Source organism: Actinopolymorpha cephalotaxi, from assembly GCF_013408535.1.
Classification (GTDB): domain Bacteria; phylum Actinomycetota; class Actinomycetes; order Propionibacteriales; family Actinopolymorphaceae; genus Actinopolymorpha; species Actinopolymorpha cephalotaxi.
In genome coordinates this window covers 2,124,675-2,151,132 of sequence record NZ_JACBZA010000001.1, presented here as the reverse complement: position 1 = coordinate 2,151,132, position 26,458 = coordinate 2,124,675, and the positions used below count along the sequence as shown (strand labels likewise).

29 protein-coding genes are annotated in these 26,458 nt (G+C 72.6%); 16 read left to right on the top strand and 13 right to left on the bottom strand.

Annotated elements, in window-relative coordinates; translation table 11 throughout:
- Positions 1–146: 146 nt before the first annotated feature.
- Positions 147–752, bottom strand: a complete 606-nt coding sequence (locus tag FHR37_RS09580; protein ID WP_092883676.1) for a hypothetical protein — start codon at positions 750–752, stop codon at positions 147–149.
- A gap of 168 nt (positions 753–920) precedes the next feature.
- Here FHR37_RS09580 and FHR37_RS09575 point away from each other — a divergent pair, with 168 nt between their 5' ends.
- From FHR37_RS09575 to FHR37_RS09555, 5 genes are all read left to right on the top strand, one after another.
- Positions 921–1,436, top strand: coding sequence for a hypothetical protein (locus FHR37_RS09575; RefSeq protein ID WP_139238970.1), 516 nt, complete (start codon positions 921–923; stop codon positions 1,434–1,436).
- 73 nt (positions 1,437–1,509) lie between these two features.
- On the top strand, positions 1,510–1,797 hold the full coding sequence (locus FHR37_RS09570; RefSeq protein ID WP_092883674.1) for an acylphosphatase: 288 nt from the start codon (positions 1,510–1,512) through the stop codon (positions 1,795–1,797).
- Positions 1,798–1,862: 65 nt separating this feature from the next.
- Positions 1,863–2,543 (top strand): response regulator transcription factor, encoded by a 681-nt coding sequence (locus FHR37_RS09565; RefSeq protein WP_092883673.1) that lies wholly within the window; start codon positions 1,863–1,865, stop codon positions 2,541–2,543.
- A complete protein-coding gene (locus tag FHR37_RS09560) occupies positions 2,540–4,066 on the top strand; it encodes a HAMP domain-containing sensor histidine kinase (protein WP_092883672.1) in 1,527 nt (508 codons plus the stop codon). The genes FHR37_RS09565 and FHR37_RS09560 overlap by 4 nt, the downstream gene beginning before the upstream one ends.
- Before the next feature lie 73 nt (positions 4,067–4,139).
- On the top strand, positions 4,140–5,810 hold the full coding sequence (locus FHR37_RS09555) for a trypsin-like peptidase domain-containing protein (RefSeq protein ID WP_092883671.1): 1,671 nt from the start codon (positions 4,140–4,142) through the stop codon (positions 5,808–5,810).
- 66 nt (positions 5,811–5,876) lie between these two features.
- Here FHR37_RS09555 and FHR37_RS09550 read toward each other — a convergent pair whose 3' ends face one another.
- Positions 5,877–7,103 carry a quinone-dependent dihydroorotate dehydrogenase gene (locus FHR37_RS09550; RefSeq protein WP_092883670.1) on the bottom strand — a complete coding sequence of 409 codons (1,227 nt, stop codon included), beginning with the start codon at positions 7,101–7,103 and terminating at the stop codon, positions 5,877–5,879.
- 112 nt (positions 7,104–7,215) lie between these two features.
- On the opposite strand from FHR37_RS09550, the gene FHR37_RS09545 reads away from it, so the two are divergent.
- The 3 genes from FHR37_RS09545 (at position 7,216) to FHR37_RS09535 (ending at position 11,424) form a co-directional block, all read left to right on the top strand.
- Positions 7,216–8,775, top strand: a complete 1,560-nt coding sequence (locus FHR37_RS09545) for an ATP-dependent DNA ligase (RefSeq protein WP_092883669.1) — start codon at positions 7,216–7,218, stop codon at positions 8,773–8,775.
- A 157-nt stretch (positions 8,776–8,932) separates the two neighbouring features.
- Entirely contained in the window at positions 8,933–9,889 is a 957-nt protein-coding gene (locus FHR37_RS09540; protein ID WP_092883668.1) for a sigma-70 family RNA polymerase sigma factor, read from the top strand.
- Positions 9,890–10,221: 332 nt separating this feature from the next.
- Positions 10,222–11,424 carry a carbohydrate kinase family protein gene (locus tag FHR37_RS09535; protein ID WP_092883667.1) on the top strand — a complete coding sequence of 401 codons (1,203 nt, stop codon included), beginning with the start codon at positions 10,222–10,224 and terminating at the stop codon, positions 11,422–11,424.
- A gap of 146 nt (positions 11,425–11,570) precedes the next feature.
- On the opposite strand, the gene FHR37_RS09530 is transcribed toward FHR37_RS09535, so the two are convergent.
- From FHR37_RS09530 to mgrA, 3 genes are all read right to left on the bottom strand, one after another.
- Positions 11,571–12,047: a lamin tail domain-containing protein gene (locus FHR37_RS09530; RefSeq protein WP_092883666.1), complete on the bottom strand. Its 477-nt coding sequence runs from the start codon at positions 12,045–12,047 to the stop codon at positions 11,571–11,573.
- Positions 12,048–12,379: 332 nt separating this feature from the next.
- Positions 12,380–12,535 carry a hypothetical protein gene (locus FHR37_RS09525; protein WP_175542530.1) on the bottom strand — a complete coding sequence of 52 codons (156 nt, stop codon included), beginning with the start codon at positions 12,533–12,535 and terminating at the stop codon, positions 12,380–12,382.
- Between the two features lie 96 nt (positions 12,536–12,631).
- Positions 12,632–13,666, bottom strand: coding sequence for an L-glyceraldehyde 3-phosphate reductase (gene mgrA / locus FHR37_RS09520; RefSeq protein WP_092883665.1), 1,035 nt, complete (start codon positions 13,664–13,666; stop codon positions 12,632–12,634).
- A gap of 156 nt (positions 13,667–13,822) precedes the next feature.
- Between mgrA and FHR37_RS09515 the strand changes: the two genes are divergently transcribed.
- The gene (locus tag FHR37_RS09515; RefSeq protein WP_092883664.1) at positions 13,823–14,497 is read left to right on the top strand and encodes a GOLPH3/VPS74 family protein; all 675 of its coding nucleotides are present in this window, start codon (positions 13,823–13,825) and stop codon (positions 14,495–14,497) included.
- Positions 14,498–14,522: 25 nt separating this feature from the next.
- Positions 14,523–14,933, top strand: a complete 411-nt coding sequence (gene arfB / locus FHR37_RS09510) for an alternative ribosome rescue aminoacyl-tRNA hydrolase ArfB (RefSeq protein WP_202818114.1) — start codon at positions 14,523–14,525, stop codon at positions 14,931–14,933.
- A 43-nt stretch (positions 14,934–14,976) separates the two neighbouring features.
- Here the strand turns inward: arfB and FHR37_RS09505 are convergent, their stop codons facing one another.
- Positions 14,977–15,387: a hypothetical protein gene (locus tag FHR37_RS09505; RefSeq protein WP_139238969.1), complete on the bottom strand. Its 411-nt coding sequence runs from the start codon at positions 15,385–15,387 to the stop codon at positions 14,977–14,979.
- 51 nt (positions 15,388–15,438) lie between these two features.
- On the bottom strand, positions 15,439–16,347 hold the full coding sequence (locus FHR37_RS09500) for an arginase family protein (protein WP_092883661.1): 909 nt from the start codon (positions 16,345–16,347) through the stop codon (positions 15,439–15,441).
- A 110-nt stretch (positions 16,348–16,457) separates the two neighbouring features.
- On the opposite strand from FHR37_RS09500, the gene FHR37_RS09495 reads away from it, so the two are divergent.
- Positions 16,458–17,366: a spermidine synthase gene (locus tag FHR37_RS09495; protein ID WP_237768812.1), complete on the top strand. Its 909-nt coding sequence runs from the start codon at positions 16,458–16,460 to the stop codon at positions 17,364–17,366.
- Positions 17,363–17,845 (top strand): GNAT family N-acetyltransferase, encoded by a 483-nt coding sequence (locus tag FHR37_RS09490; RefSeq protein ID WP_092883660.1) that lies wholly within the window; start codon positions 17,363–17,365, stop codon positions 17,843–17,845. Before FHR37_RS09495 ends, FHR37_RS09490 begins: the two co-directional genes overlap by 4 nt.
- A gap of 28 nt (positions 17,846–17,873) precedes the next feature.
- Here the strand turns inward: FHR37_RS09490 and FHR37_RS09485 are convergent, their stop codons facing one another.
- From FHR37_RS09485 to FHR37_RS09475, 3 genes are all read right to left on the bottom strand, one after another.
- Complete coding sequence (locus FHR37_RS09485) at positions 17,874–18,173, bottom strand: thiamine-binding protein (protein WP_092655575.1); 300 nt, start codon at positions 18,171–18,173, stop codon at positions 17,874–17,876.
- 5 nt (positions 18,174–18,178) lie between these two features.
- The gene (gene tesB / locus FHR37_RS09480) at positions 18,179–19,051 is read right to left on the bottom strand and encodes an acyl-CoA thioesterase II (RefSeq protein WP_092883798.1); all 873 of its coding nucleotides are present in this window, start codon (positions 19,049–19,051) and stop codon (positions 18,179–18,181) included.
- A gap of 186 nt (positions 19,052–19,237) precedes the next feature.
- Positions 19,238–19,933 (bottom strand): FadR/GntR family transcriptional regulator, encoded by a 696-nt coding sequence (locus FHR37_RS09475; RefSeq protein WP_092883797.1) that lies wholly within the window; start codon positions 19,931–19,933, stop codon positions 19,238–19,240.
- A 91-nt stretch (positions 19,934–20,024) separates the two neighbouring features.
- Here FHR37_RS09475 and FHR37_RS09470 point away from each other — a divergent pair, with 91 nt between their 5' ends.
- The gene (locus tag FHR37_RS09470) at positions 20,025–20,981 is read left to right on the top strand and encodes a dihydrodipicolinate synthase family protein (RefSeq protein WP_237768811.1); all 957 of its coding nucleotides are present in this window, start codon (positions 20,025–20,027) and stop codon (positions 20,979–20,981) included.
- Positions 20,975–22,141, top strand: coding sequence for a sialidase family protein (locus FHR37_RS09465; protein WP_092883658.1), 1,167 nt, complete (start codon positions 20,975–20,977; stop codon positions 22,139–22,141). Before FHR37_RS09470 ends, FHR37_RS09465 begins: the two co-directional genes overlap by 7 nt.
- Positions 22,142–22,159: 18 nt before the next feature.
- Here FHR37_RS09465 and FHR37_RS09460 read toward each other — a convergent pair whose 3' ends face one another.
- Together FHR37_RS09460 and FHR37_RS09455 are read right to left on the bottom strand one after the other, a co-directional pair.
- On the bottom strand, positions 22,160–22,999 hold the full coding sequence (locus FHR37_RS09460) for a phytanoyl-CoA dioxygenase family protein (protein ID WP_175542529.1): 840 nt from the start codon (positions 22,997–22,999) through the stop codon (positions 22,160–22,162).
- 124 nt (positions 23,000–23,123) lie between these two features.
- Positions 23,124–24,041: a helix-turn-helix transcriptional regulator gene (locus tag FHR37_RS09455; protein WP_092883656.1), complete on the bottom strand. Its 918-nt coding sequence runs from the start codon at positions 24,039–24,041 to the stop codon at positions 23,124–23,126.
- A 93-nt stretch (positions 24,042–24,134) separates the two neighbouring features.
- Between FHR37_RS09455 and FHR37_RS09450 the strand changes: the two genes are divergently transcribed.
- Complete coding sequence (locus tag FHR37_RS09450; RefSeq protein WP_092883655.1) at positions 24,135–24,347, top strand: DUF2277 domain-containing protein; 213 nt, start codon at positions 24,135–24,137, stop codon at positions 24,345–24,347.
- Positions 24,348–24,393: 46 nt separating this feature from the next.
- Here FHR37_RS09450 and rbsK read toward each other — a convergent pair whose 3' ends face one another.
- Entirely contained in the window at positions 24,394–25,362 is a 969-nt protein-coding gene (gene rbsK / locus FHR37_RS09445) for a ribokinase (protein ID WP_092883796.1), read from the bottom strand.
- Positions 25,363–25,507: 145 nt separating this feature from the next.
- Between rbsK and FHR37_RS09440 the strand changes: the two genes are divergently transcribed.
- Positions 25,508–26,452, top strand: a complete 945-nt coding sequence (locus FHR37_RS09440; protein WP_092883654.1) for a phytanoyl-CoA dioxygenase family protein — start codon at positions 25,508–25,510, stop codon at positions 26,450–26,452.
- Positions 26,453–26,458: the final 6 nt, after the last annotated feature.

Sequence of the window (26,458 nt, the reverse complement as noted above, 5' to 3'; positions counted from 1 at the left end):
AAGGTCGACAGGCGGGGAGGACCGGCGGGAGGATCACGCGCAGAGGGAGGTTCCAGCCTGCGAGACGGCCGGCCACGGTGAGTCACCGGAACGGTGCGAAGACGCAGTCGGCGAGCGATCCACAGGTCTCCGGGCGAACGCCGGCGTCAGCTCGCGAGCGGCTGCACGGACACGGAGTTGGCCGACATCTCGATCAGCGTCAGCCTCCCCGACAACTCACTGCAGACCACGGCCGCGCCGTCGAGCACGTGGTCGAAGCCGAAGCCACCGAACCACCGCGCCCGATCGCCGGAATGTCTGCCCGCCATCGCGCCGGTGCGCAGGAAGTGGTCGCAGAGGTACGTGAGCCAGGACGCCGCCTCCTCCGGCGGGGAGCCTTCACCGAGCGCGGGCTCGAACACCGGCACCAGGGCGTGACCGCCGTCCGACAGGCGCCACGGGCACCACAGCCCCGGCTGGCCCGGCGCCGGCTCGACGTAACGGGCAAGGTCGAGGCCGGGATCCAGGCACTCGGCCAACGGGTTGCCGGGAACGGCGTACGGGCCGTCGAAGCGGCACCAGCGACGGGACTCGGTGAACGCGGCCAGATACTCGAACTCCTCCGCGCGCAGGGGCGGATCGACAAGCACGCGCCCGACGATGCGGAACGACTCCGGTCCGTCCGCGTCCTTGCCGACCGTGCCGGACCTGCCGGACCTGCCGGCCGTGCCGAGTGGGTCCGCCGTGCCATCCGTGCCGCCGCCACGCTTCATTCGTCGTCGCTCCTCCGCGCTGGGTCCGGGGTGATCGGGACTACCTCAGGTCTGGGCCGTCATCCGCGAGCATGCCGAAGATCGACACGGCGTGCGACCGGTCATCCACAGGGCGCCACCTGTGGACAACCACGGCGCGCCACGACCCGAGCACGGCACGCTGTGGCGATGACCCCCGTCACCGACCACGAACCGGCCGTCCCGGCGCCGGCGACCACTCCGGACGCCCCGGGCGTCCGTCCAGGCACCACTGTCACTCGCGGCACCGCGCGCGACCCCGCCACGCTGTTGCGCCGGCTCGGCCGGCACGTCCCGTTCGGCACCGACCGGGTGCTGGTCGGCGTCATCCGCCTCTCCCGGGGCTACGTCGAACGCGCCGGCTGGTTCGCCGCCGCTCCCGGTCCGGTCCCCGCCGCCGATCTGCACGCGGCCGTCCTGGCCTGCCTGGCTCCGCTGGCTCCGCCACGACCGACCATCCCGCCCACCCACGCGGTGGCGATGGTCCGCTGCCGCCGCGGCCGGGTCGTCTGGCTGCCCACCGACGACGCGTGGGTGTCCGCCCTGACCGCAGAGGCCGGGCGGCACCGGCTTCCGGTCGCCGAGACGTTCCTGCTCACCGAGCACGGCTGGCGCTGCCGGACAGGCACGGCGGCGGGCTGCGAGCCGGCTCTGAACCGAACCTGAGATCCGCCCTGAAATCGGCCCTGAAATCGGCCCTGACCGCCTGGGCGACCGGCCGGCACGGCAAGCTGGGGCCATGTCCGCTTCGGTCCCCTCCGCCCGTGTCCGGGTCGTCGTCCACGGCGCCGTCCAGGGCGTCTTCTTCCGCGACACCTGCCGGCGTACCGCCGACGAGCACGACGTCGCCGGGTGGGTACGCAACCAGCCCGACGGGTCGGTGGAGGCCGCCTTCGAGGGCGGTCCCGAGGGGGTGCGTGCCCTGGTCGACTGGTGCCGGTCAGGTCCGCCCGCGGCCCGGGTGGACAAGGTGGAGGAGTTTCCCGAATCACCCGAAGGGCTCACCGGCTTCGAGATCCGCCGTTGACCTCGGTGGACGTGTCGTGAGCGCGCGCTCAGCCTCTGTTCAGGTGAGCGGGGCAGACTGATCCCGTGCGAATTCTCGTGGTGGACGACGACCAGGGTGTCCGTGACTCCCTGCGGCGCTCGCTGGTCTTCAACGGCTACGACGTCGACCTCGCCGAGAACGGCGAGCAGGCGCTCCGGCGGGTGGCTGCCTCCAGCCCCGACGCGGTCGTGCTGGACGTGATGATGCCCCGGCTGGACGGGATCGCCACCTGCCGTGCGCTGCGCGCCACCGGCAACGACGTACCCGTACTCGTGCTCACCGCGAGGGATGCCGTCGCCGACCGGGTGGCCGGTCTGGACGCCGGAGCCGACGACTACCTCAGCAAGCCGTTCGCGCTGGAGGAACTGCTGGCCCGGCTGCGGGCCCTGATGCGCCGCTCCACCCCGGGCGCGGACAGTTCGCTGCTGTCGTACGCCGACCTCACCCTCGACCCGGCGACGCGGGAGGTACGCCGCGGCGACCGGCAGATCAGCCTGACCCGCACGGAGTTCTCCCTGCTCGAACTCTTCCTGCGTCATCCCCGGCAGGTCCTGGAGCGGTCCCAGATCCTCGAGGATGTCTGGGGATTCGACTTCCCCACCTCCGCCAACTCCCTCGAGGTCTACGTCGGCTACCTCCGCCGCAAGACCGAGGCCGGCGACGAGCCCCGGCTGCTGCACACCGTGCGTGGCGTGGGCTACGTACTCCGCGACACCCCACCATGAGCCTGAACGAACCGAGAACGCCTCCGGCCGCCGGCGGTGGAAGCGGCGGCCCGGGCGGAAGCACCGCACGGACCTCGACCCAGAACCGTCTGCGCTCGGTCAGCCTGCGCAACCGGGTCGGGCTGCTGGCGGCGTTCGGGGTGGGCATCATCGTGGTCCTCATCTCGCTCGCGGCGTACATCACCGTGCGGGTGTCGCTGCTCGACCAGGTGGACGCCAACCTGCTCGACCGCGCCCGCGCCGCGGCGGCCGGTCCGCTGGCCGAGCAGGGCTTTCTCGCCCGGGTGCCGTCGGAGGCGCTCGGCGCAGCCGACATCCGGATCGCGCTCCTCAACGCGAACGACAGGTTCATCTCGGCCAGCGACCACGACGGCAACCCGATCGCGCCGCCGCTCGGCGCACCGGAGCGGGCAGTGGCGAGGGGCGAGGTACCCGAAAGCGTGCGCACCGCGGCGATGGGCGGTCAGAGCTACCGCGTGGTGGCGGTGCCGGCCGGACGGGGTCCGGGCTGGGCGCTCGTTCTCGGCCAGTCCCGCGCCGGCACCGAGGACCTCCTGTCCCGGCTGGGGTTCGTCCTGTTCCTCGTCGGTGCGGGTGGGGTTGCGGCCGCGGCGTACGCCGGTGTCGCCGTCGCCCGGACCGGCCTGCGCCCGGTGGAGCGGCTCACCGCCGGCGCCGAGCACGTCGCCCGTACCGGCGAGCTGCGCCCCATCCCGGTGCAGGGCGACGACGAGCTCGCCCGGCTGGCGCACGCCTTCAACTCGATGCTGTCCGCGCTGGCCGCGGCCCGCGCTCGGGAACGCCGGCTGATCGCCGACGCCGGCCACGAGTTGCGTACGCCACTCACCAGTCTGCGTACCAACCTCGACCTGCTCGCCCAGAGCGAGGCCCGGCCCGGGCTCTCCCGGGAGGACCGGTTCGCGCTGCTGGCCGACGTGCGCGCCCAGATGGCCGAGCTCTCCGTCCTGGTGGGCGACCTTGTGGAGCTGTCCCGCGAGGACCCGCCCGCCACCGCGCACGCGCCCGTGGACCTCGCCGACGTCGTGGCCGGCGCGGCCGAGCGGGTACGCCGCCGGGCCCCCGCCGTGCGCTTCGACGTCGAGACCCAGCCCTGGACCGTCTTCGGCGACTCCCAGGCCCTCGAACGGGCGGTGACCAACCTGCTCGACAACGCCGCGAAGTGGAGCCCGCCGAACGCCGCCGTGACGGTACGCCTGCGCGACGGGGTCCTCACCGTGGCCGACCAGGGTCCCGGAATCGCCGAAGCCGACGCTCCACACGTCTTCGAGCGGTTCTACCGGTCCACCGAGGCGCGGACGATGCCGGGATCGGGCCTCGGCCTGGCGATCGTCAAGCAGGCCGCCGACCGGCACGGGGGTACGGTCAGTGTCGGGCGCGGCCAGCACGGCGGGACGCTGATGACTCTTGTGCTGCCCGGGATGAACGCGCCGGCGCAGGCCCCACCCGTCAACCCGCCCCCACAGACCTCTCCGCCCGTCGACCACCCCCGCCGAAACCGCTGAGACCCGGCATTTCTTCGCCCGCTCACGGGGGGCTCTCAGTCGGCTCTCAGCTACCGGGACAAACCTAGGGACCATGAACGAGACGACACCCACGCCGGGCCGGCCGGACCGCACCGACGGGACGGCTCCCGCATCTTCCGCGCACGAGCCGGCTGCAGCGCGCCCGGACGGCCAGCCGGTCTCGTCCACAGGCGGGCGCGAGGACACCGCTCCGCTGCCCCCGTACGCCGCGCAGCCGCAGGGCCAGGACCCCGCGCAGCCGCCAGGCCAGGGCGCCCGTGACCAGGAGAGCCACGCCGAGGGCACCCAGACGCAGGGCGGTTCGACGCAGGGCTCCCAGACGCAGGGCGGTTCGTCGTACGGACAGTCGTACGCCGGCCACACCGCGTACGGCCCGAACCCCTACGGCCAGGCGTACAGCCCCTCTCCCCAACCCGGCTCGTACGCGGGTTCGTACTCCGGAGGCTTCGGCGGACCGCCCACCGACCAGGGCCGGACGACCGGAACCGACTCGGGCCGTCCGCGACGGCGCTCGGCCGCCGGGGTCGCCGCCCTCGCGCTCGTCGCCGGGCTGCTCGGCGGCGGAGTCGGAGCGGCCGCGACCGACTACTTCGGTCACGACCAGCCGGGCAGCTCCTCCACTGCTCTGGACGAGCCGGCGGCGCGGTCGCAGAACGCCGCCTCGGCCCCGGTGGGCAGTGTGCAGCAGGTGGCCGACAAGGTGCTGCCGAGCGTGGTGTCGATCACGATCGCGACCTCACAGGGCACCGGCAACGGCAGCGGCATCGTCCTCAGCGACGACGGGCTGATCCTCACCAACAACCACGTCGCGGCGGCCGGCAGCCAGGGCGGCCGGCTCAGCGTCACGTTCAACGACGGGAAGACCGTGAAGGCGTCCGTCGTCGGCACGGACCCGACCACCGACCTCGCCGTGATCCGGGCCAACCGGAAGTCCGGCCTGCATCCGGCCCAGCTCGGCCGGTCCTCCGACCTGAGCGTCGGCCAGAACGTCGTCGCGATCGGATCTCCGCTGGGCCTGTCGGGCACCGTGACCTCCGGCATCGTCAGCGCGAAGAACCGCCCGGTTCGCAGCAGTGACTCCGGCAGCGACCAGTCCAGCTCGAACACCGTCATCGACGCGATCCAGACCGACGCGGCGATCAACCCCGGCAACTCCGGCGGTGCGCTGGTCAACATGGCCGGCCAGGTGGTGGGCATCAACAGCGCCATCGCCACGCTCGGCAGCTCGATGGGCGGTCAGAGCGGCAGCATCGGGGTGGGCTTCGCCATCCCGATCGACGAGGCCAGGCCGATCGCGAAGGAACTCATCGCCAACGGCCGCGCCGAACACGCCCAGCTCGCCGTCTCGGTGACGGCAACCTCCGGCAACGACGGCGTGGGCAACGGCGCCTCCCTGCAGGCGGTGAACGCCGGCGGCGCGGCCGACAAGGCGGGGCTGCGGAAGGGCGACGTCATCACCAAGGTGGACGACCGCCAGATCTCCGACCCGGACAGCCTGATCGCGGCGGTGCGCTCCTACCGGCCCGGCGACAAGGTGACGGTGACCTACGTCCGCGGCGGCACGTCGAAGACCGTCGACGTGACGCTGGGTACCGACGGCGGCAAGACCCCGCAGCCGCAGCAGAACCAGCAACAGGACCAGAACAACCAGGCCCCTGGCGACCAGGGCAACGGACAGGACAACGGGCAGGGCAACGGACTGCCCTTCCCCTGGTCCCGCTGAGCGTCCGGGGCCGCCACCTCGAACCCCCGGCGGCGGCCCCTCCGGTCACTCCCTTCCGGAAGCGACTCAGCGGTGTGGCCCCGGGCCCGGTCGGCCGGACGTGCCTACGGCTTCGGCAACGGAGCCGTAGCCGGCCGCCCGGGCTCGCCGGGCTATCCCCCGGTGGACCTTCCGCGGCCAGGCCGGACCGCCGTAGATGAAGCCGGTGTACGCCTGCACCAGGGTCGCGCCCGCAAGGATGCGTTCCCACGCGTCGTCGGCGTTCTCGATGCCACCCACCGCCACCAGCACCAGCCGGTCGCCCACCCGTGCGTGCAACCGGCGGATCACCTCCAGCGCACGCTCCTTCAGCGGAGCGCCGGACAGCCCGCCGGCTCCGAGGCCCGCGACCTCGCTCGCGTCGGTGCGCAGGCCTTCGCGGCCGATGGTGGTGTTGGTGGCGATGATGCCGTCCAGCCCGAGGTCGAGTGCCAGGTCGGCCACCGCGTCCACGTCCGCGTTGCTCAGGTCGGGCGCGATCTTCACCAGCAGCGGCACCCGCTTCGCCGCCGGTGTGCCGGCGTCGCCTTCCCGGGCCACGTCGTCCAGCGTCCGGCGTACGGCAGTCAACAGGGGGCGCAGCCGCTCCACCGCCTGCAGGTCCCGCAGCCCGGGCGTGTTGGGCGAGCTGACGTTGACCACGAGGTAGTCGGCGTGCGGCGCCAGCCGCCGGGCGCTGGCTTCGTAGTCACCGACCGCCTCCGCCTCGGGGACGGCCTTCGTCTTGCCGATGTTGACGCCGACGTACGCCGACCGGCTGCCGCCCGGCCCGATCTCCCCGGCCGTGCCGCGCGGGTTCACCGTGCCCCGCCGCGAGAGGGCACGGATGCCGGTCCGGCCGCTCTCCGCCCGGCGGCGCAGCCGGTCCGCCGCGGCCGCCGCTCCGTGGTTGTTGAAGCCCATCCGGTTGACCAGGGCCCGGTCGGCGGGCAGCCGGAACATCCGCGGCCGCGGGTTGCCCGGCTGGGGCTGGTCGGTGACAGTGCCGATCTCGACGTACGCGAACCCCAGCGCGGTCAGCCCGTCCACGCCCTCCGCGTCCTTGTCGAACCCCGCCGCCAGGCCCAGCGGGCCCGGCAGGTCCATCCCGAGCGCCCGCACCCGCAGCACCGGGTCCGCCGGACCGAGGACGCGCCGCATCCCGGCGCCCATCCCGGGCACGGCACCGGCGAACCGGATGGCCGCGAAGGCCAGCCGGTGGGCGGTCTCGGCCGGGATGTGCTGGAGCACCCTTCTGTACAGCAGTTCGTACATGTCCGTCCCGGCGTCGTGTCCGGCCCTCGAGCGCAGACGTGCGAAAGGTGTGCGATGGCGTACGGGCCAACGGGTCCTACGGCCTGTCGGTGGTCGCCGTCAGAATGCTTTCATGCTCCTCGACGACCTCGCGCAGGCCTCCGCGGCGGTCTCCGGCACGTCCTCGCGGCTGGAGAAGGTACGCCGGATCGCCGACTGCCTGCGGGCAGCCGACCCCGACGAAGTGCCGCTGGTGGTGTCCTACCTCGCCGGTGAGCTCCGCCAGCGCCGCACCGGTGTGGGCTACGCCGCCCTGCGCGAGCTGCCTGCGGCGGCCGACCGGCCGACGCTCGGCGTGAGCGAGGTCGACGCCGCCTTCGCCGAGATCGCCGAGGTGGCGGGCAGCGGATCCCAGCAACGCCGGCGCGACCTGCTCACCGCACTGTGGTCGCGGGCGACCGGCGCCGAGCAAGGCCTGCTGGCCGGGCTGGTGACCGGAGAGCTCCGCCAGGGCGCGCTGGACGGCGTGATGGTCGACGCGGTGATCCGCGCCAGTGACCTGCCCGCGGCGCAGGTACGCCGGGCGATCATGGTCGCCGGCGCGATCGCCCCGGTGGCCCGGGCAGCCGTCTCCGGCGGTGGCGACGTCGCCGTGCTCGACGCGTTCCGGCTGGAAGTGGGCCGGCCGCTGCGCCCGATGCTCGCCTCCCCCGCACCCGGCGTGCCCGAGGCACTCGGCAAGCTGGCCGGGCCCGCCGCGCTGGAATGGAAGCTCGACGGGATTCGCATCCAGGTGCACCGCACCGGAGACGTCGTACGCATCTTCACCCGCACCCTGGACGACGTGACCGACCGGCTGCCCGAGGTCGTCGCCACGGTGCGCGCCCTCCCCGCAGGGTCGCTCGTCCTCGACGGCGAGGTGCTCGCCCTGGACGAGGCCCGGCGGCCCCGGCCGTTCCAGGTCACCGCCAGCCGGGTCGGCACGCGCGGTGGCACCGGGCAGTCACGGGCCAGGGTGCCGTTGAGCGCGTTCTTCTTCGACGTCCTCCACCACGACGGCACCGACCTGCTCACCGCACCGGGTGCGGAGCGATGGTCGGTGCTGGAGAGTGTCCTTCCGGACGAGCTGGTCGTGCCGCGCCTGGTCACCGCCGATCCGGGCGAGGCGGATGCGTTCTTCGCCGACGCCGTACGCCGCGGTCACGAGGGCGTCGTGGTCAAGTCGCTGAGCGCGCCCTACGACGCCGGCCGCAGGGGCTCCGCATGGATCAAGGTCAAGCCGCGGCACACCCTCGATCTGGTGGTGCTGGCCGTCGAGTGGGGGCACGGGCGGCGCACCGGCCTTCTTTCCAACCTCCACCTCGGCGCGCGCGATCCGGAGACCGGCGGGTTCGTGATGCTGGGCAAGACGTTCAAGGGCCTCACCGACGAGTTGCTGCGGTGGCAGACCGAGCGGCTGCTGGAGCTGGAGACCCACCGTGACCGCTGGACGGTCCACGTGCGGCCGGAGCTGGTGATCGAGATCGCCTTCGACGGCATCCAAACCTCGTCCCGCTATCCGGGAGGGATGGCGTTGCGGTTCGCCCGGGTCCTGCGCTACCGCGAGGACAAGCCCGCGGCGGAGGCCGACACCGTGCAGGCCGTACGCGACATCCACGCCGGATCCGGGGCGAGCGACGCGAACGCGCCGTGACCGGGAGAAAGCAGCCCGCCTCCCCGCGATGAACACTCCCCGTGCCGGGAATTCGTCCGACCGTCCGGGACGTTGACCTGGGTGAGCGAGATCTCGGGCGTCTCACGGGCCTGCCACCGGGTCCGCGTCCCGAGCCGGGAGGGAAGTCATCTTGCCAGTGCGCCGCCGCCACGCCGAAGACCTTGTCGAAGATCGCGACCTCGTCGGTCGCTACCTCGACGAGATCTCTCGAACGCCGCTGCTCGACGCGGCGCAGGAAGTCGAGCTTGCGAAGGCCATCGAGGCCGGTCAGCTTGCCGAGCAACTCCTCGACGGAGGCCGCACGGGAATTCCGGCCCAGAGGTCGGCCGGTGCGACCCAGGACGAGCTGACCTGGATCGGCGACGAGGGCCGCCGGGCCAAGCGCCACTTCCTCGAGGCGAACCTTCGACTTGTCGTCTCCATCGCACGCCGTTACGGACGATCCGGGCTGCCGTTGCTCGACCTCGTACAGGAGGGCAACACCGGCCTGATCCGCGCGATCGAGAAGTTCGACTACACCAAGGGTTACAAGTTCTCCACCTACGCCACCTGGTGGATCCGTCAGGCCATCACGCGAGGAATCGCCCAGCAGGCGCGGGTCGTCCGGCTTCCGGTGCATGTGGTCGAGGACCTGAACGCGCTCGGCGCGGCCCGCCGAGCGCTGGAGCGCGAGCTCGGGCGCGACCCCGAGACCGCCGAGCTCGCCGCCCAGCTCGGTGTCGGGGAGCACCGAGTGGAGGAGCTCGTCAGCTGGGGACGTGACCACGTGTCGCTGGACGTCACCGTCGACGACGACGGCGAGACCTCGCTCGGCGACCTGGTCGCCCGTGACGTCATGCCGGGTCCGGACGAGACGGTCGTCGCCGCCGAGTCCAGCTCGCGGCTCGCCGCCCTGATCGAGACCCTCGACGACCGGTCCGCGGAGATCGTCCGGCTGCGGTACGGCCTGGACGACGGCAGGCCGTGGAAGCTCGCGGAGATCGCCGACCGGTTCGGGCTCTCCCGCGAGCGGGTTCGCCAGCTTGAGCGCGACGCCCTGCACCGCCTCCGCAAGATCGCCGAGCCCGACCTGGTCGGGCCGAACGCGGCCTGACCCTCCGTAGCCGGCCGCGTGGGGCCCGACCCCGGGCGGCCCGGCTCGAAGCACCATCCCCTCGTGCCCCGGACGCCCCGGTCGTCCGGGGCACAACCACGTCCGCACCCGCCCGGCTTCGCGAGCCCGCAGCCGGGCAGCCGCTCACGCCACGGCGCCCGGTGCCCGCACTCCGGAACATTGTCATGACATCCGTACGACTGACCGGCCCCGGACAGCCGACACCGCCGGTTCGCGCGCTACGGTAAGTCCCCACATCCGGTTGCCCGGAGAAGACGCCCAGAGAAGTACGCCCGGACGGGTACGCCCGGGCAAGAGCGAGGGAGAAACCCATGGACACGGCGGAAGGCAGGCCGGGTCCGGACGCGGCCGCCCACCCCACCGGCCCGAACGCCGGCTCCAGCGACCCCAGCAGCACCCCGTGGGAGCTGGGCCGGGTCGTCGGTCGTGGGCCGGCCCACGACCCGATGGCCGCCGTACGCCGCCCCGACGACCCGCCGTTCGACGTCTTCCTGTCCGGCACGGTGTTCCTGGACATCATCTTCACCGGCCTGGCCGGCCCGCCCACCAGCGGAACCGAGATCTACACCGACGGCATGGGCTGCTCCCCCGGCGGCGTCGCCAACCTCGCGATCGCACTGTCCCGGCTCGGGCTGCGCACCTCCCTCGCCGCCGCGTTCGGCCACGACGTGTACGGCACGTTCTGCCGGCGCACCCTCGAACAGCAGGAGGACGTCGACCTGACGGCGTCGCGGGAGTTCCCCCACTGGCACTCGCCGGTCACGGTGTCTCTTGCCTACCAGGCCGACCGCAGCCTGATCACCCACGCGCACGAGCCGCCACTGTCCGCCGACGAGATGATCGCCACCAGCGGGCTGCCGCGCAGCCGGGCCTGCTTCGTCGATCTCGGCCCGGAGATGGAGGACTGGACCCGCAAGGCGGCCGCCGAGGGCACCCGGGTCTTCGCCGACGTCGGCTGGGACCCGACCGAACAGTGGTCGCAGGAGCTGCTGGAACGCCTCAGCTCCTGCTACGCGTTCATGCCCAACACTCCGGAGGCCCTCGCCTACACCCGCACCGACACCCCCGAGGCGGCTCTGTCGAAGCTCGGCAACCTGGTCCCGGTGGCGGTGGTCACCCGGGGCAGCAAGGGTGCGCTGGCCGTCGACAACGAGACCGGGGAGCACGCCGACGTGCCCGCCCTTCCGGTCGAGGCGATGGACGCGACCGGTGCCGGCGACGTCTTCGCCGCCGGGTTCGTCACGTCCACGCTGTCCGGCTGGCCGTTGCTGCACCGGCTGCGGTTCGCCAACCTGTGCGCCGCGCTGTCAGTCCAGCACTTCGGCGGCTCGTTGTCGGCGCCGGGCTGGGCCGACATCGCCGGCTGGTGGCAGGTCGCCAAGCGGGTTCCGGGGCTCGGTGACGTCGCCAAGGACTACGCGTTCCTCGACGAGGTGGTGCCGCACGACCCGGTCGGTGCTGTGCGCCGTGCCAGCGCGACCATCGGCTTCCAGACCGACGGTGTGGAGCCGTAAGCCGAGCTGTAAGCCCAGCCCTGAGCCCGGCCGCCGGCCCAGCACACAAGCTCGGCCGACAGTCCGTACGTCATGCCTGAGGATAGGTCCGGAGACAAGTCTGCCCGCCGGGCGGTGGGCCGGCGGGCAGACGTTCGTGACGGGCGTCAGCAGTTGGTCGCGCCGCTGCCGGCCTTGGTCCAACGGCAGGTGTCCTGCGTCGCGCCCGAGCCGGACCGCAACGTGGCGGTGTCGCCGGTGTTGTTCCAGATGTAGGCACCCGAACCCCAGTAGCGGTGGCTCGCGGTGTTGGTCCCCCGCCCGGTGTGCAGGGTGACCGAGGTGCCGTGCTTCAGCGTGAAGGTGCCGAAGGTGTACACGTGGCGCTGCGCGTCGCGCACGGTCCACCCGCGAAGGTTTACCGACGTCGTGCCGATGTTGCGGACCACGACGTACTCCGCGTTCAGGCTCTTGTTGCTGCGGTTGTCGGTGCCGGGCGAGTCGTACTGGATCCGGCCGAACCGGATCGCGGTGGCGGCGTCCGCACTGCCCACGAACGGGCCCGGCGCGCCGAGCACCGCCACGCCCGTCATCGCCACACTCAGCGCCGCCACGAAGGCGGCCACGGTCGACCGAAGTCGCATCTGGATTGTCCCCCCATTGGACATGCCGGCGCCCCGCCCCGGTGAGAAGCACACGGAGCTCGTACGGACGAGACCGCTGTGTGCACGTCGAAACCGGACCGATGCCGGTGCCCAGGACGCTAGGGGGACGACGACAAACGAACGTCAACTCCGGCTTGCAGGCGGGTCGATCGGCTCGTGGGCGGGCGGTGAGAGGAAGGTGAACGCGACGACGCGGTGGCGACGACCGGATGTCGTCACCACCGCGTCGGTACGCCGCCCGGGTTCCGGTCCGTCACGGCAGGAAATCCTTGCCGCGGCGGCCGGACCTTCAGGTGGTCCGCAAGCTCACGTCAGCTTGCGGAGTTGCGCTTGACCCATCCCCACGCAGCCGTGGCGAGGAACAGCACGAGTGCGACGAAGCCCAACCACAGCAGGCCCTTGACCAGGAAGCCGAGGATGCTGAGTACCAGCCAGACGATCGCGATGATCAGCAAGATCCGAAGCATGGTTACCTCCTGCGCACACCTTACGCTCGGCAGTCGGCCCGGGCGCTTCGGCGACATCCCCTAGCCGACCCCGAAATGTCCCTGAGGAACACCCGGTCAGGAGGTCTCGATCCGGCTGGACCTCGCCCACAGGTTGATACCGGCCTCCACCGCGTGCTTGTCGATCTCGTCCAGCTCGGCCGCGGTGAAGTCGAGCCGGTTGAGCGCGGCCACGTTGTCCTCGAGCTGCCCGATGCTGCTGGCGCCGACGAGGACCGACGTCATCCGCGGGTCGCGCAGCGCCCACGACAGCGCCATCTGAGCCAGCGACTGCCCCCTGCGCTCCGCGATCGCGTTCAGGGCGCGGATGTGGCCGAGGTTCTTCTCCGACAGCTGGTCCGGTGACAGGGACTTGCCCTGCGAGGCCCGCGAACCCTCCGGAATGCCGTTGAGGTACTTGTCGGTGAGCATTCCCTGCGCCAGCGGGGAGAAGGCGATGCAGCCGGCTCCGGCGTCCTCCAGCGCGTCCAGCAGCGCCTCCTCGATCCAGCGGTTGAGCATGCTGTACGACGGCTGGTGGATGAGCATCGGCGTACCGAGGTCCGCGAGGATCGCGGCAGCCCTGCGGGTGTCCTCCGGGGAGTAGGACGAGATCCCGGCGTACAGCGCCTTGCCCTGGCGCACCGCGGTGTCCAGCGCGCCCATCGTCTCCTCCAGCGGAGTGTCCGGGTCGAACCGGTGGGAGTAGAAGACGTCGACGTAGTCCAGGCCCATCCGCGAGAGGCTCTGGTCGAGGCTGGCGAGGAGGTACTTGCGCGAGCCCCACTCGCCGTACGGGCCCGGCCACATGAGGTAACCCGCCTTGGTGGAGATGAGGAGTTCGTCGCGGTAGGGCGTGAAGTCCTGCTTGAACAGCTTGCCGAAGTTGAGCTCGGCCGACCCCGCGGGCGGACCGTAGTTGTTGGCCAGGTCGAAGTGGTTGATCCCGAGGTCGAAGGCCCGCCTGAGGATCCCCCGCTGCCGCTCCAGCGGCACGTCGTCACCGAAGTTGTGCCACAGGCCGAGTGAGACGGCGGGCAGGTGCAGGCCGCTGGCACCGGAGCGGCGGTATTGCATCGTGTCGTAACGATCGTCGGCAGCGTTGTATCCCATGTCAGCGGAGTCTTCCACGACCGTCTGACAGTCCGGCGGCGAGCTACCGGTGGTGGTCACCGCACCTCCTATGCTGGGGGCGACCCTGACCCACGCATCACGACCACTCACGCATCACGACCCATCACGCATGACGACCTGGACGGGGACCGGACCATGCTCCTGGCGGAGGACCTGCTGCTGTTACTCCTGGACGACAGCACCGGACTGCCGGTGACCGACGGCACCAAACTGGACCACGCCCTCGCCGGCGCGGTCCTGCTCGAACTGACGCTGCGGGGGAAGGTCGACGTCGCGGGTCCGGGCGAGGACGTACGCAAGGGGCGCCTGGTCGTACGCGACGAGAGCCCCACCGGCGAGCCGGTCCTCGACCACGGTCTGTCGATCCTGGACGCGCGGGAGGGCAGCAAGCCCGCGAACGTCCTCGGCAAACTCGCCAAGGGACTGCGGGAACGGCTGCTCGCCGACCTCGCCGGCCGCGGCGTACTCCGGCAGGAGAAGGGCCGGGTGCTCGGGATCTTCCCCACCACGCGCTGGCCCGCCGAGGACTCCTCGCACGAGAACTCCCTGCGCACGACGCTGTCGGGTGTGCTGGTCCAGGGCCTCACCCCGGACGACCGGACCGGCGCGCTGGTGTCACTGCTGGCGGCGATCGACGTCGTGCCGAAGGTGGTCGAGGCGCCCGACAGGCGCGCGGTCCGGCGGCGGGCCAAGGAGATCTCCGAAGGCGCCTGGGCCGCGGACGCGGTGAAGAAGGCGGTCGCCGCGGTGAACGCCGCCACGATGGCTGCCGTCACCGCCGCCACCACGGCCTCCACGACGTCGAGCTGACAGGCCACCGATGGCACCGGGATCGCTGCGAGTGGGCCCTGTCGACCTGGACCCGGGCGAGCTGACCTGGCGTTTCTCCCGGGCCGGCGGCCCCGGCGGGCAGGGCGTCAACACCACCGACTCCCGGGTCAGCCTGTCGTTCGACCTGGCGCGTTCGCCCGCGCTGAGCGAGGCGGCACGGTCACGGGCCACGTCCCGGCTCGGTGACCGGCTGGTGGACGGCGTACTCACCGTCACCGCGTCCGAGCACCGATCCCAGCTCGCCAACCGGCGGGCGGCGCTGGCCCGGCTCGGGATGCTGCTGGACCAGGCACTCGCACCCCCGCCGAGAGCGCGCCGGCGTACCCGCCCGTCCCGGGGGTCGGTGGAGCGCCGGCTGTCGTCGAAGAAGCGGCAGGGCGACGTCAAGCGGATGCGCCGCCGGCCCGACTACTGACGGACCGGCGGGTTGGCACGGGCCCGCCGAGTGAGCCGGTGGGTCAGGTGCGCCGGCGCGGAAGGAGTTTGCGTACGGCGTCCGGCACCCGTCCGGGGAGCCCGGCCGGCAGTCGCGGCGACGACTCCTCACCCGGCCGGACGCGTTGGTTCAGGTCGGCGTGCTCGAGCAGCTCGGGCAGCGGCCGGTCGACGCCCGGGTAGGCCGCGATCGGGGTCTCCGCGGCGAACACCACCCACACCTGCTCGCCCCGGTGGAAGACCCGGAGGACCGAGCCGTCGACGACGGTCCCGGCGTGCCGCAGGGCCTGCCGGCGGTTGCCCTGGCGGGCGAGCGCGTTGGTGACGGCGCGCTGGGCGGGTTCGCGTCCGTGCTTGACCGCCTCGTAGGCCAGCGGGCCGTACTTCACGGCGTAGTTGATCACGCTCCTGCTGAACTTTCCCTTGCCGGCCACGTGGCCCACCTCCGCTGATCGGCTACCGGCAGTGTCCCACGGCCGGCGGCCTCAGTCCTGCGCCTGTGCCCGGCCCGCCAGCGCCTCCACCATCGTCTCGGTGAACCGGGCGGCGAGAGTGCCGCCGGGGTCGAGGTCGGGGTCGAAGACGGTGACGTCCAGGCCGCGGCAGCGTGGGTCGGCCAGCATCGGACCGAGCAGCGCGGCGAGCTCGGAGTGTTCCAGCCCGCCCGGGCAGGGCGAGTCGACCGCCGGCATCACCAGGGGGTCGAGGACGTCGGCGTCCACGTGCACCCAGAAGCCGTCGAGTTCGCGGAGGTAGCGCACCGTCTGGCTGGCGATCCGGCGGGCGCCCTCGGCCCGGATGGCAAGGGCGGTTCGGACCGGAATGCCGAGGTCGGCAAGCTCGGTGAGGTGGACGTCGTTGTCCCGGATCCCGAGCACCACGGCGTCCCGGTCGTGGACGTACGGAGCCAGGCCGTCGATGTCGGCCAGGTCGTCCTGCCCCCGCCCGGTCACCAGCGCGAGGTCCTCCCCCGCCGCGGCACCCACGTAGTCCGCGTTGCCGCCCAGGTGGCGGAAGTCGGAGTGGCCGTCGACGAACACCAGGCCGTACCGGCCGTGCCGGCGCAGGGCGAGCGCGGGACCGAGCAGGATGCTGCAGTCACCGCCGAGCACCACGAGGAAGTCGCCGCCGGCCAGTCGTACGCTCACCCGGTCGGCCAGCCGGCGGGTGAAGTCGGCGATGGCGGCGGCGTTGATCACTCCGTCGCCGGGCTCCCAGCCCGCGGCGTCGTAGCGCGGCGCAACGACACAGCCGACGTCGGTGGCGCGGCTGCGGGTCACCAGGCCGTTGTCGCGCAGGGCACCGGCCAGCTTGTGGCAGCCGGGCACGACACCGGGCGAGGGCATCGCCAGACCGAGGTTGGACGGCGCGTCCAGGACGCAGATCCTGCCCATGGCGCGATCGTAACCGTCCGGCAGAGCTGTCAAGGTCGGGTTGCGTTCGAACGCCGGCGGCTGTCGCGGCCCCCTCCGGCGGGCCGCCGGGCGGCGTGCGAGGCTGAGGTGTGCCCGACCGCCGACCACCCGCCCGGACCCGGCGGGCCACCAACCGCGGCCCCGCCGATTCCGCACAGTCCGCCGTACCCGCCGGAACCCACCCCATCGACACCGGCGAGGTCACCCTCACCGCCGACCCGGGCGACCCGGGTGGGTGGTTCGTGATCGTCAACGGCGTCCCGAGCTCCTACGTCCATCTCGGCGACCCGACCCGGCTGGACTTCGAGTACGTCCGCTGGACCGGCGACATCCTCGACCACCTGCCTCCCGGTCCGCTGCGGGTCGCGCACCTCGGCGGCGCCGGCTGCACCCTCGCCCGCTACGTCACCGCCACCCGGCCGGGCTCACGGCAGGTGGTGTTCGAGATCGACGGGGCTCTGGTCGACCTGGTGCGGGAGGGCTTCGGTCTGGTACGCGGCCGCGGCATCGGTGTCCGCATCGGTGACGCCCGCGCCGGCCTGGCGTCACTGCGCGACGGCTCCCAGGACGTGGTGATCCGGGACGCGTTCACCGGAAACCGGGTGCCGGAACACCTGACCACCCTGGAGTTCGCGCACGACCTGGTGCGGGTGCTGGACCCATCGGGGGTGTACGTCGCCAACGTCGCCGACCGCACCGAGCAACGCCACGCCCGCGCGGAGGCGGCCACCCTACGGGAGGTGTTCGCGCACGTGGCGCTGATCGCCGAGCCGTCGCAGCTACGCGGCCGCAGGTACGGCAACGTGCTGCTGCTGGCCTCCAACGCCGACCTGCCGCTGGACGGGCTGACCCGCCGGCTCGCCTCCGGTGCGGTCCGGGCCCGGCTGGTGCTGCCGGACCGGGTGGCCGAACTCGTGGCCGGTCTGCGGCCGCTGCGCGACCCGGCCGAACCCGACGACGGGCGGCCGCGAGGACGTACCGAGGACACGTCGGCATGACGGCACCGGACGTACGACTGCGAGCCGTCGAGGACGCCGACCTGCCGGTCTTCTTCGGGCACCTGCAGGACCCGGAGGCGATCCGGATGGCGGCGTTCACCCCCGCCGACCCGAGCGACGGTGACGCGTTCGCCGCCCGCTGGCAGCGCATCCGTACCCACCCGACCGGGATCGTGCGGACGATCCTTGCCGACGGGCAGGTCGCCGGGCACGTGGCGAGCTACGAGTCCGGCGGCGACACCGAGGTGACGTACTGGCTCGGCCGCGAGCACTGGGGCCGTGGCGTCGCGACCCTCGCGCTCCGGGCGTTCCTGACCGAGGTGACACTGCGACCACTGCGCGCCCGCGCGGTGCAGGACAACGCCGCCTCGCTGCGGGTGCTGCAGCGGTGCGGGTTCCGGGTGTGCGGGCAGGACCGGGGGTTCGCCAACGGCCGCGGCGCGGAGGTCGCGGAGTTCGTCCTGGTGCTCGACGAGTAGTCGCCGCGCGCGGGGTCCAGGGCGTACGTCAGTCGGCGAGCAGGCGCTCGACGCGTTCGACCTTGCCGGTGAGCTCGCCGGTGTGGCCGGGACGAATGTCGGCCTTGAGGACCAGGCCGACGCGGGGCGAGGTCGCGGCCACGACGTCGACCGCCCGCTTGACCACCGCCATCACCTCGTCCCACTCCCCCTCGATGTTGGTGAACATCGCGTTGGTCTCGTTCGGCAGCCCGGACTCGCGGACGACCCGGACCGCCTCGGCGACCGCCTCGCTCACACTGCCGTCGTCGGCTCCGCTGGTGGGACTGATGCTGAAGGCCACGATCATGGGTCCTACCTTTCCGTACGCGGAACCTGCCGGATCAGCCCCTCCTGCACGACGGAGGCGACGAGTGAGCCGTCCGGGGTGAACAGCCGCCCGGTCGCCAGGCCGCGCGAGTCCGCCGCCGACGGGGAAACCTGGTCGTAGAGCAGCCAGTCGTCGGCCCGGAACGCCCGGTGGAACCAGATCGCGTGGTCCAGCGACACGGTTTGCAGGTCGGGTGCGCCGATGTGGGTGCCGTGCGGCACCAGCGTGGCGCCGAGCAGGGTGAGGTCGCTGGCGTACGCGAGCACACAGCTGTGCAGCACCGGATCGTCGGGCAGGGTGCCGGCGGCCCGCAGCCACACCCGGGCGCGGGCCGGGTGCTCGGGGTCGGCGGGCACGCCGCCACGTGCGGAGTCCCCGGCGTACCGCACGTCCAGCGCCGCCCACTCCTCCGCCCAGGCGGCACTGGGCCGGCCGGACACCTTCTCCAGCACCTCGCCCAGGGTCGGGCAGCGCTCGGGGTCGGGTACGTCCGGCATGGCGTCCTGGTGCTCGTAACCGGGCTCGGGCACGTGGAACGACGCGCTCATGTAGAAGATCGTCCGGCCGTGCTGGCGGGCCACCACCCGCCGGGTGCTGAACGACCGGCCGTCGCGGGTGCACTCGACGTCGTAGACGATCGGGACGCTGGTGTCGCCCGGGCGCAGGAAGTACGCGTGCAGCGAGTGCACCATCCGGTCCGGTCCCATGGTGCGGCTGGCCGCCACCAGGGCCTGGCCCGCGACCTGGCCGCCGAACACCCGCTGGAGCCTGGTCTCGGGCTGCCGGCCACGGAAGAGGTTGTCCTCGATCTTCTCGAGGTCGAGCAGGTCGCGGAGTTCGTCGAGGGATCGGGGCACGGCCACATCGTGCCAGTTGCCCGAGGGGCACTCCCACCTCGGGCGGCCGCCGAGGGCCCGCCGGTCGGACCGGTGAGCGGCGCGGGATCCGCAGAGGTCACCCGGGCGTGGAAGCCGCCCGGTCCGCGGATGTCGCCCGGTCCGGGGAAGCCGCGGGCAGGCGGGCGTGCGGGCGCGGAGCCGGAGTCAGCGGGACTCGGAGACGGCCGTCACCAGCCGCCGGACGCGATCGCGCAGGTCGGCGAAGTGGTTCAGCAACGCCTGCCGGGCCTGCGCCGGGTCGCCCGAGCGGAGCGCCTCCACCACCCGGCGGTGCCCCTGGACCACCCGGTCACGATCGACCGGCGTGCGTTCCAGTTCGCCGGCCACCTGGTGGTAGATGTCCCAGAACACCGAGATCAGCTGAATGGCGAGCTCGTTGGCCACCGGTGCGTACAGCGCCTCGTGGAAACGGCGGTCGGCGGCGGCGAGATCGCCCTCGGCCATCGCCTCGACCGCGCGGTCCAGGGTCTCGAGCTGGGCTTCGTCGACGCTGGTGGCGACGTGTTCGATCAGGCCGAGCTCGAGGAGTTCGCGGACCTCCACCAGGTCGGCGAGGGCGCCGGGGTCGTCACGCACCCGCAGCCGGGTACGGAACAGCAGGCCCGGCGTCACCGCGGTCAGCGGCGCGCTCCCCACGAACGTGCCGTAGCCGTGCCGGATGTCCACGATGCCCAGCGTGTGCAGCGCGCGCAGAGCCTCCCGCACGGAGTTGCGGCTCACGCCCAGCGTGTCGACCAGAGCCGGCTCGGACGGGAGCGGCGCACCGGCCGGCAGGCCCTGCTCGAGGATCAGGTCGACGACGCGTTCCTCCAGGTGCCTGCGCCGGCCACTTTCCGCCATGGAGTACACACCTTTCGGATCGGAACGAACCTCGGCTAGCGTAACGCTCGGCCGTCCAGACATCCCATGTCCCATGTCTTCGAGGAGTTTCGTGCCCGGTCAACCCGCACCCCACCACCCGCAGTCGGCCCGGCCCGTCGCGGGCGGCGTGATCCCGCCCGTGTGCACGCCACTCACCCCGGACCGCGAACTCGATCTCGCCTCCCTCGAGCGCCTCTGCGGCTTCCTGCTCGACGCCGGCGTGGCGGGACTCTTCGTGGGCGGCTCGACCGGCGAGACGGCGTACCTCACCGACGACCGTCGCGCCCGCGTGCTGTCCGCGGTCGTGGGTCTCGTCGCGGGCCAGGTCCCGGTGGTCGCGGGCACCATCGACCTGACCACCGAGCGGGTGCTCGGCCACGCCCGCACCGCGGCCCGGCTCGGCGCCGACGCCCTGGTCGCCACGGCGCCGTTCTACGCCCCCACCCACCCGGCCGAGATCGCGGTCCACTTCCGGTCCGTCCGCGAGGCGGTGGACCTCCCGCTGCTGGCGTACGACATCCCGAGTGCGGTGCACACCAAACTGCCCACCGGTCTGGTGGCCGAACTCGCCGCGGACGGCGTACTGGCCGGGCTGAAGGACTCCAGCGGCGACGTCGACGGGTTCCGCGCGGCGTGCGGCGCCACCGCGCTGGTGCCCGGGTTCGTCGCGTTCACCGGCTCGGAGACCCACGCCGACCTCGCCCTGCTGGCGGGCGGGGCCGGGATCGTCCCCGGACTCGGCAACGTCGATCCGCACGGGTACGTCCGGCTGTACGACGCCGCGCGCCGTGGGGACTGGGCCGCCGCGACCGCGGAGCAGGAACGCCTGCGTGCGCTGTTCGGGATGATCGACGCCGGCGACCCGGCCCGGATGGGGCGCTACTCCGCGGCGATCGGCGCGTTCAAGGCGGCGCTGGTCCACCGCGGCGTGATCGCCTCCGGCACCACCAGCCGGCCGATGATCGGGCTGAACGACACCGAGAACGCCGCCGTGCTCGGCCACCTCGAACGCGCCGGGCTGTGCTGACCGGGACCACCGCGGGGGACACGACGGTGTTCGCGGCCGGGACCGACGGCTACCACACGTTCCGGATCCCGGCGCTCGTGCTCGCGGGCGACGGGACGCTGCTGGCGTTCGCCGAGGGCCGCCGGGACGGCGCGGGGGACACCGGCCGGATCGATCTCGTACTCCGCCGGTCGGCCGACGGCGGTCGCACGTGGGGTCCCCTGGCGGTGGTCGCCACCGGCACCGACCTGACCGTCGGAAACCCCTGTCCGGTGGTGGATCCGGCCACCGGCGACGTGGTTCTGCTCAGCACCTGCGCGGCGGCGGACGCGAGCGAGGAGCGCATCCTGACCGGTCGGGTCGGGCCGGCGGACGGCCGCCGGGTACGCGTTCGGCGCAGCACCGACGCGGGCCGGACGTGGAGCGAGCCGGTCGACGTCACCGAGACGGCGAAGCGTCCGGACTGGCGGTGGTACGCCACCGGCCCAGGACACGGGGTGGCGCTGCGGATGGGCTCGTTCCCCGGCCGCCTGGTCGTACCCGCGAACCACTCCGCACCCGGCACCGGCTACGGCGGGCACCTGTTGCTGAGCGACGACGGCGGCCGGTCGTGGCGGATCGGGGCGGTCGACCCCGGTGGGCCCGGTGGGCCCGGTGGGCCCGACAGTGCGGCGGGTGAGGAGATCAGGCCTAACGAGACCGCCGTCGCCGAACTCCCCGACGGCCGGGCCTACGCCGCCACCCGCAACCAGGCCGACGGTGCCGTGACCACCCGGGCGCACACGTGGAGCTCGTCCGGTGGGGAGACCTTCGATCGGCCGTACGCCTCGGTGTCCGGCCTGGTCGCCCCGGTCGTGCAGTGCTCGGTGCTGTCGGTCCCGAGCCCGCCGGCCCTGCTGGTGTTCGCCGGTCCGGATGACGCGGGCGAGCGGCGCAACCTCACCTTGCGGGTGAGCGCCGACGCGGGCCACACCTGGGCACGTTCGCTGGTGGTGTGGCCCGGGCCGGCGGCCTACTCCGATCTTGTCGACCTCTCCCACCTCGACCAGCCCGACCACCCCGACCACCTCGGCAGCGGCTCCGACCCCGGGCACGCCGGGATCGGGGTGCTGCACGAGGCGGGCGAGCGGTCGGCGTACGAACGCATCAGGTTCGTCAGCGTGTCCGTGTGGGAGCTGTGACGGACGGCACGACGGGACTCAGGCGGTGGCGACCGGGCTGCCGGGCTTGAGGTCCGCCGGGGTCAGCGCGCCCTCGCCGAACACTCGGGAGTACTCCTCGCGGCCCTTCGTGTGCTGGGTGCGCGCGTCCATGTAGCAGACGCTGAAGGCGCGGCGGGGAATGTCGGTGGAGTTGACGTCGGAGGAGTGCACCAGCCAGTTGTGCAGCAGGACGGCCTCGCCCGGCTGGAGTTCGAGGTGGTGCACCTTCTCCGGCAGGCAGTACTCCTTCGCCTGCTCCTCCTTGAGGAAACCGGAGCCGTGCTCGGGGTTGATCAGGCCGTACTTGTGGCTGCCCGGGATCACCTGGACGCAGCCGTTCGCGACCGTCGCCGGGTCGAGCGCGGTCCACACCGTGATCAGCGGGTCGCGGTCGAGGAACGCCCAGCGGTCCTGGTGCCACGGGAGGAACGTCCCCTGGCGGGCCGGCTTGTTCATGAACATCGCCCGGAACGCCGAGACCGGCGCGTCGCCATAGGTCTGCCGGCAGATCTCCTCGAACAGCGGCTGCCGGAGGTAGGACAGGAACAGCGGGTCGAACTCGAGGTCCTGGATCTTGCGGTAGTCCAGCGTCGCGCCCTTCCAGCCCTTGGACTGCTTTCCGGCGTCGCCGTACGCGCCGTTGCGACTGTCGAGCTGCATCAGCAGCCGGTCGTAGTCGATGGCGGCGCGGCCGAGCATGATGTCGTCGATGCGGTCGCGCAGTCCGGACAGGTCGTCGTCGGACAGGACGCGGCCGAGGACGACGTAGCCGTTCTCCTCGTAGAAGTCCCACTGCTCCGCGGTGACCGTGGTGACCAGGCCAGTCATTGCACTCATTGCACTCCTTGGCATCGTTTCCGGATCTCCGGCACTTCCGTCACGCTAGGTCCGCGTCGCGCGGGACGGAATGGATGCGGTGAACGCCGGGATGGACAATCTGAATCCCGGGTACGGGGTGGGCTCAGTCGAACGGGCTCACCGGGTCGAGGTCGCGCCGGTACTCCGACGGGCTGCGGCCGAACCGCGCCCGGAACGCCCGGCTGAAGTAGTAGGGGTCGTCGTAGCCCACCTCCCGGGCGACCGCCCTGATCGTCAGCTGCCGGTCGATCAGCATCGCCGCGGCCCGGTCCAGTCGCAGCCGGGTGAGGTACTGCAGCGGAGTGACGCCGAGCACCCGGCCGAAGACGCGGTTCAGATGCTGCCCGCTGAACCCGAACCTGCCGGCCAGGTCGTCCAGAGTCGTCCGCCGCCCGACGCGTTCGGTGAGCTCGTCCAGCACCCAGGCGACCACCGGGTCGACCGGGCGGGGCCGCAGCAGGCCGAGTTCGGCGTCGTGCACCAGCAGCTCCAGGGTCACCAGCTGCGCCCAGGCGGGCAGCGTGAGGCGGGTCAGCCGGGGGTCGCGATCCCACTCGGCCACCGCCGAACGCAGGTGCCCGGCGAGGCGGGTGCCGGACCGCACCGTGCGGACGCGAGGCGGCCGGAGCAGGTCGAAGACGTCCTGACCGCCGGCCAGCGTGGCCTCCACGTGCAGCGACCCCAGCACCACGCGCCTGCTCACCGGAGTGGCGTGGTGCGGAACGCCGGGTGGGACCACCAGCAGATCGCCGGCGGCCAGCGGAACGGGTTCGTCGCCGAGGACCCAGGTCACCCGGCCCTGCCGCAGGAAGATCAGGTTGTAGTCGGGCACGGTACGCCGCACGAGCGTGTAGCCGTTGTCGCGGACCTGCCGCGAGCCCATGGCCCCCACGGCCCGGATCTGCGCGTTCGCGAGTACGAAGTCCAGCAGCGGAGGGGTCACGCGCGGATCACCCGGATCACGCGGGTCGCGTGGGTCCTGCGGTTCGCCCGGGTCGTGCGGGTCGTTCTCGGCGTTCATGTCGCGACCGATCCTCGCCGGTGGCCGCGGCAGCCTCCGGGGACGGGGGTGGTCGGTGGTTGACTGGACGGCGTCGAGTGCGAGGAGAAGCAGATGTGCCGAAGCATCAAGACCCTGCGGGCGCCGTACGTCGAGTCCGCCACGTCCACCGACGTGCACGCCGCCGCGCTGCAGTACGTCCGGAAGATCTCCGGGTTCCGCGCCCCGGCCGCGCACAACGCCGAGGCGTTCGACGCGGCGGTGGAGGCGGTCGCCCGGGCGACACAGGACCTGCTGGACGGGCTGGTCGTCCGCGGCCGGGCCTGAGCCGAGACCCGAGCCGGGTCCTGAGCCGGAGCCCTGGGACGCCGGATCACCGCTCGGACGCCCCGCCGTCGAATGGCGCCCCGAACGACTCGGCGCCGAACGTCTCGGCGCCGAACGTCTCGGCGCCGAACTCCTCGATCCGCGCCCGGGCCGGCATGGAGGTGCTCGCGCCCTCCTGTCCCACCGACAGCGCGGCTGCGGCGGTCGCCCACCGCAGGGCCTGCTCCATCGGCCGGCCCTCGCCGAGCGCGACCGCCAGGGTGCCCACGAACGTGTCCCCGGCCGCGGTGGTGTCGCGCACCTGGACCGACGGCGCGGGCACGTGCTCGCCGGCGCCGTCCCGGCGTAGCCAGCGCGCACCGTCCGCGCCGAGGGTGACCACGACCTCCGGCACCGTCTCCGCCAGCGCCCGCGCGGCCGACTCCGCGTCGTCCTTCCCGGTCAGCACCCGCGCCTCGGACTCGTTGGGCACCAGCAGGTCGACACACGCCAGCAGGTCCGCCGGCAACGGCCGGGCCGGCGCCGGTGTCAGGACGACCTTGACACCGCGTTCCCGCGCCGCCCTCGCCCCCGCGAGCACCGCGTCCAGCGGCAACTCCAGCTGGAGCAACAGCAGGTGTGCGCCGCTCAACGCGTCCTCCAGACCCGGGGCCGGGCCGTGCACCGTGCCGTTCGCGCCGGGTACGACCACGATCGAGTTGTCGCCGCCGTCCTCGACCAGGATGTGCGCCGTACCCGTGGCCTCGGCCACCTCGGCCAGCGCACGGGTGTCCACGCCGGCGTCGTCCAGCACCGCGCGCAACTGCCGGCCGTAGGGGTCGCCGCCGACCGAACCGACCATGGTGACGGCACCGCCGGCGCGCGCGGCCGCGATCGCCTGGTTGGCGCCCTTGCCCCCGGGCACGGTGACGAACCGCCGGCCGGTGACCGTCTCCCCCAGCTCCGGCGCGCGTTCGGCGTACACCACCAGGTCCATGTTGGCGCTGCCGAGCACGCACACCCGCGCCCTGCCCATCCGGCCTCCCCGCGCGACCACAGCCGGTCGCATCGCTGCCGAGCCTTGCCGCTCGCCGTCGGTGCCCACCATTCTGGGGGTGGCACCCGCGACGGGACACCCGCGCGTCCGGGAGTGCCCGTCTCTTGGCAACGGAGGAGCCGACATGGCGACCGCCTCGACCACCTCGTCCGTCGCGACCTCGGAGCTGCCGCCGCTGCGCGCCCAGGACCGCACCCTGCAACCGAGTCCGGACGCGCTCGGCCCACTGCGGCGTTCCGACGACGCGGTGAACGACCCGGACGAACTCTGGCGCCGGCTGGACACCGACGGCTATCTGTACCTTCCCGGGTACCTCGACCGGGAGGAGGTGCTGGCCGCCCGGCGCGACATCGCCACCTCACTGGCGGGCGAGGGCATCCTCGACCCCGAAGCCGACCCGATGCTCGCCGTGCCCGGTCCGAGCGAGCACAACCGCATCTTCGACGACCTGGCGAAGGCGAGCGAACCGCTGCGGCGGGTGCTGTACGCGGGCGCGATGGTCCGGCTGTACGAGCGGCTGTTCGGCGAGCCGGTCCGCCACTACGACTACACCTGGCTGCGGGCGGTCCGCCCGGGCCGGGGCACCGCACCACACGGCGACAGCGTGTTCATGAATCGCGGTACGCCGAACCTGCTCACTGCGTGGGTGCCGCTCGGTGACGTCGACCTTCGGCTCGGCGGCCTGATGCTGCTGGAGGGGTCGAACCGGCTGGAGAGCGTACGCCGCGACTACCACACCCGCGACGTCGACGCGTACTGCGAGAACGACGAGGAGGAGGCCGAGCTCGCGCGGGAGGGGCGCTGGGGCTGGAACGGCGTCTTCTCCCCCGACCCGGTGGCGCTGCGCGCCGACCTCGGCCTGCGCTGGGTCACCGGGGAGTACGCCGCAGGCGATGTGGTGACGTTCCCGATGTACACGCTGCACGGGAGTCTGGACAACACCTCGACCCGGGTGCGGCTCTCCTGCGACCTGAGGTACCAACGGGCGAGTGAGCCCGCCGACCCGCGCTGGGTGGGCGCCAGCCCGACCGCGCACGGAATCGCCAGCAAGCGTGGCCTGATCTGCTGAACGCCC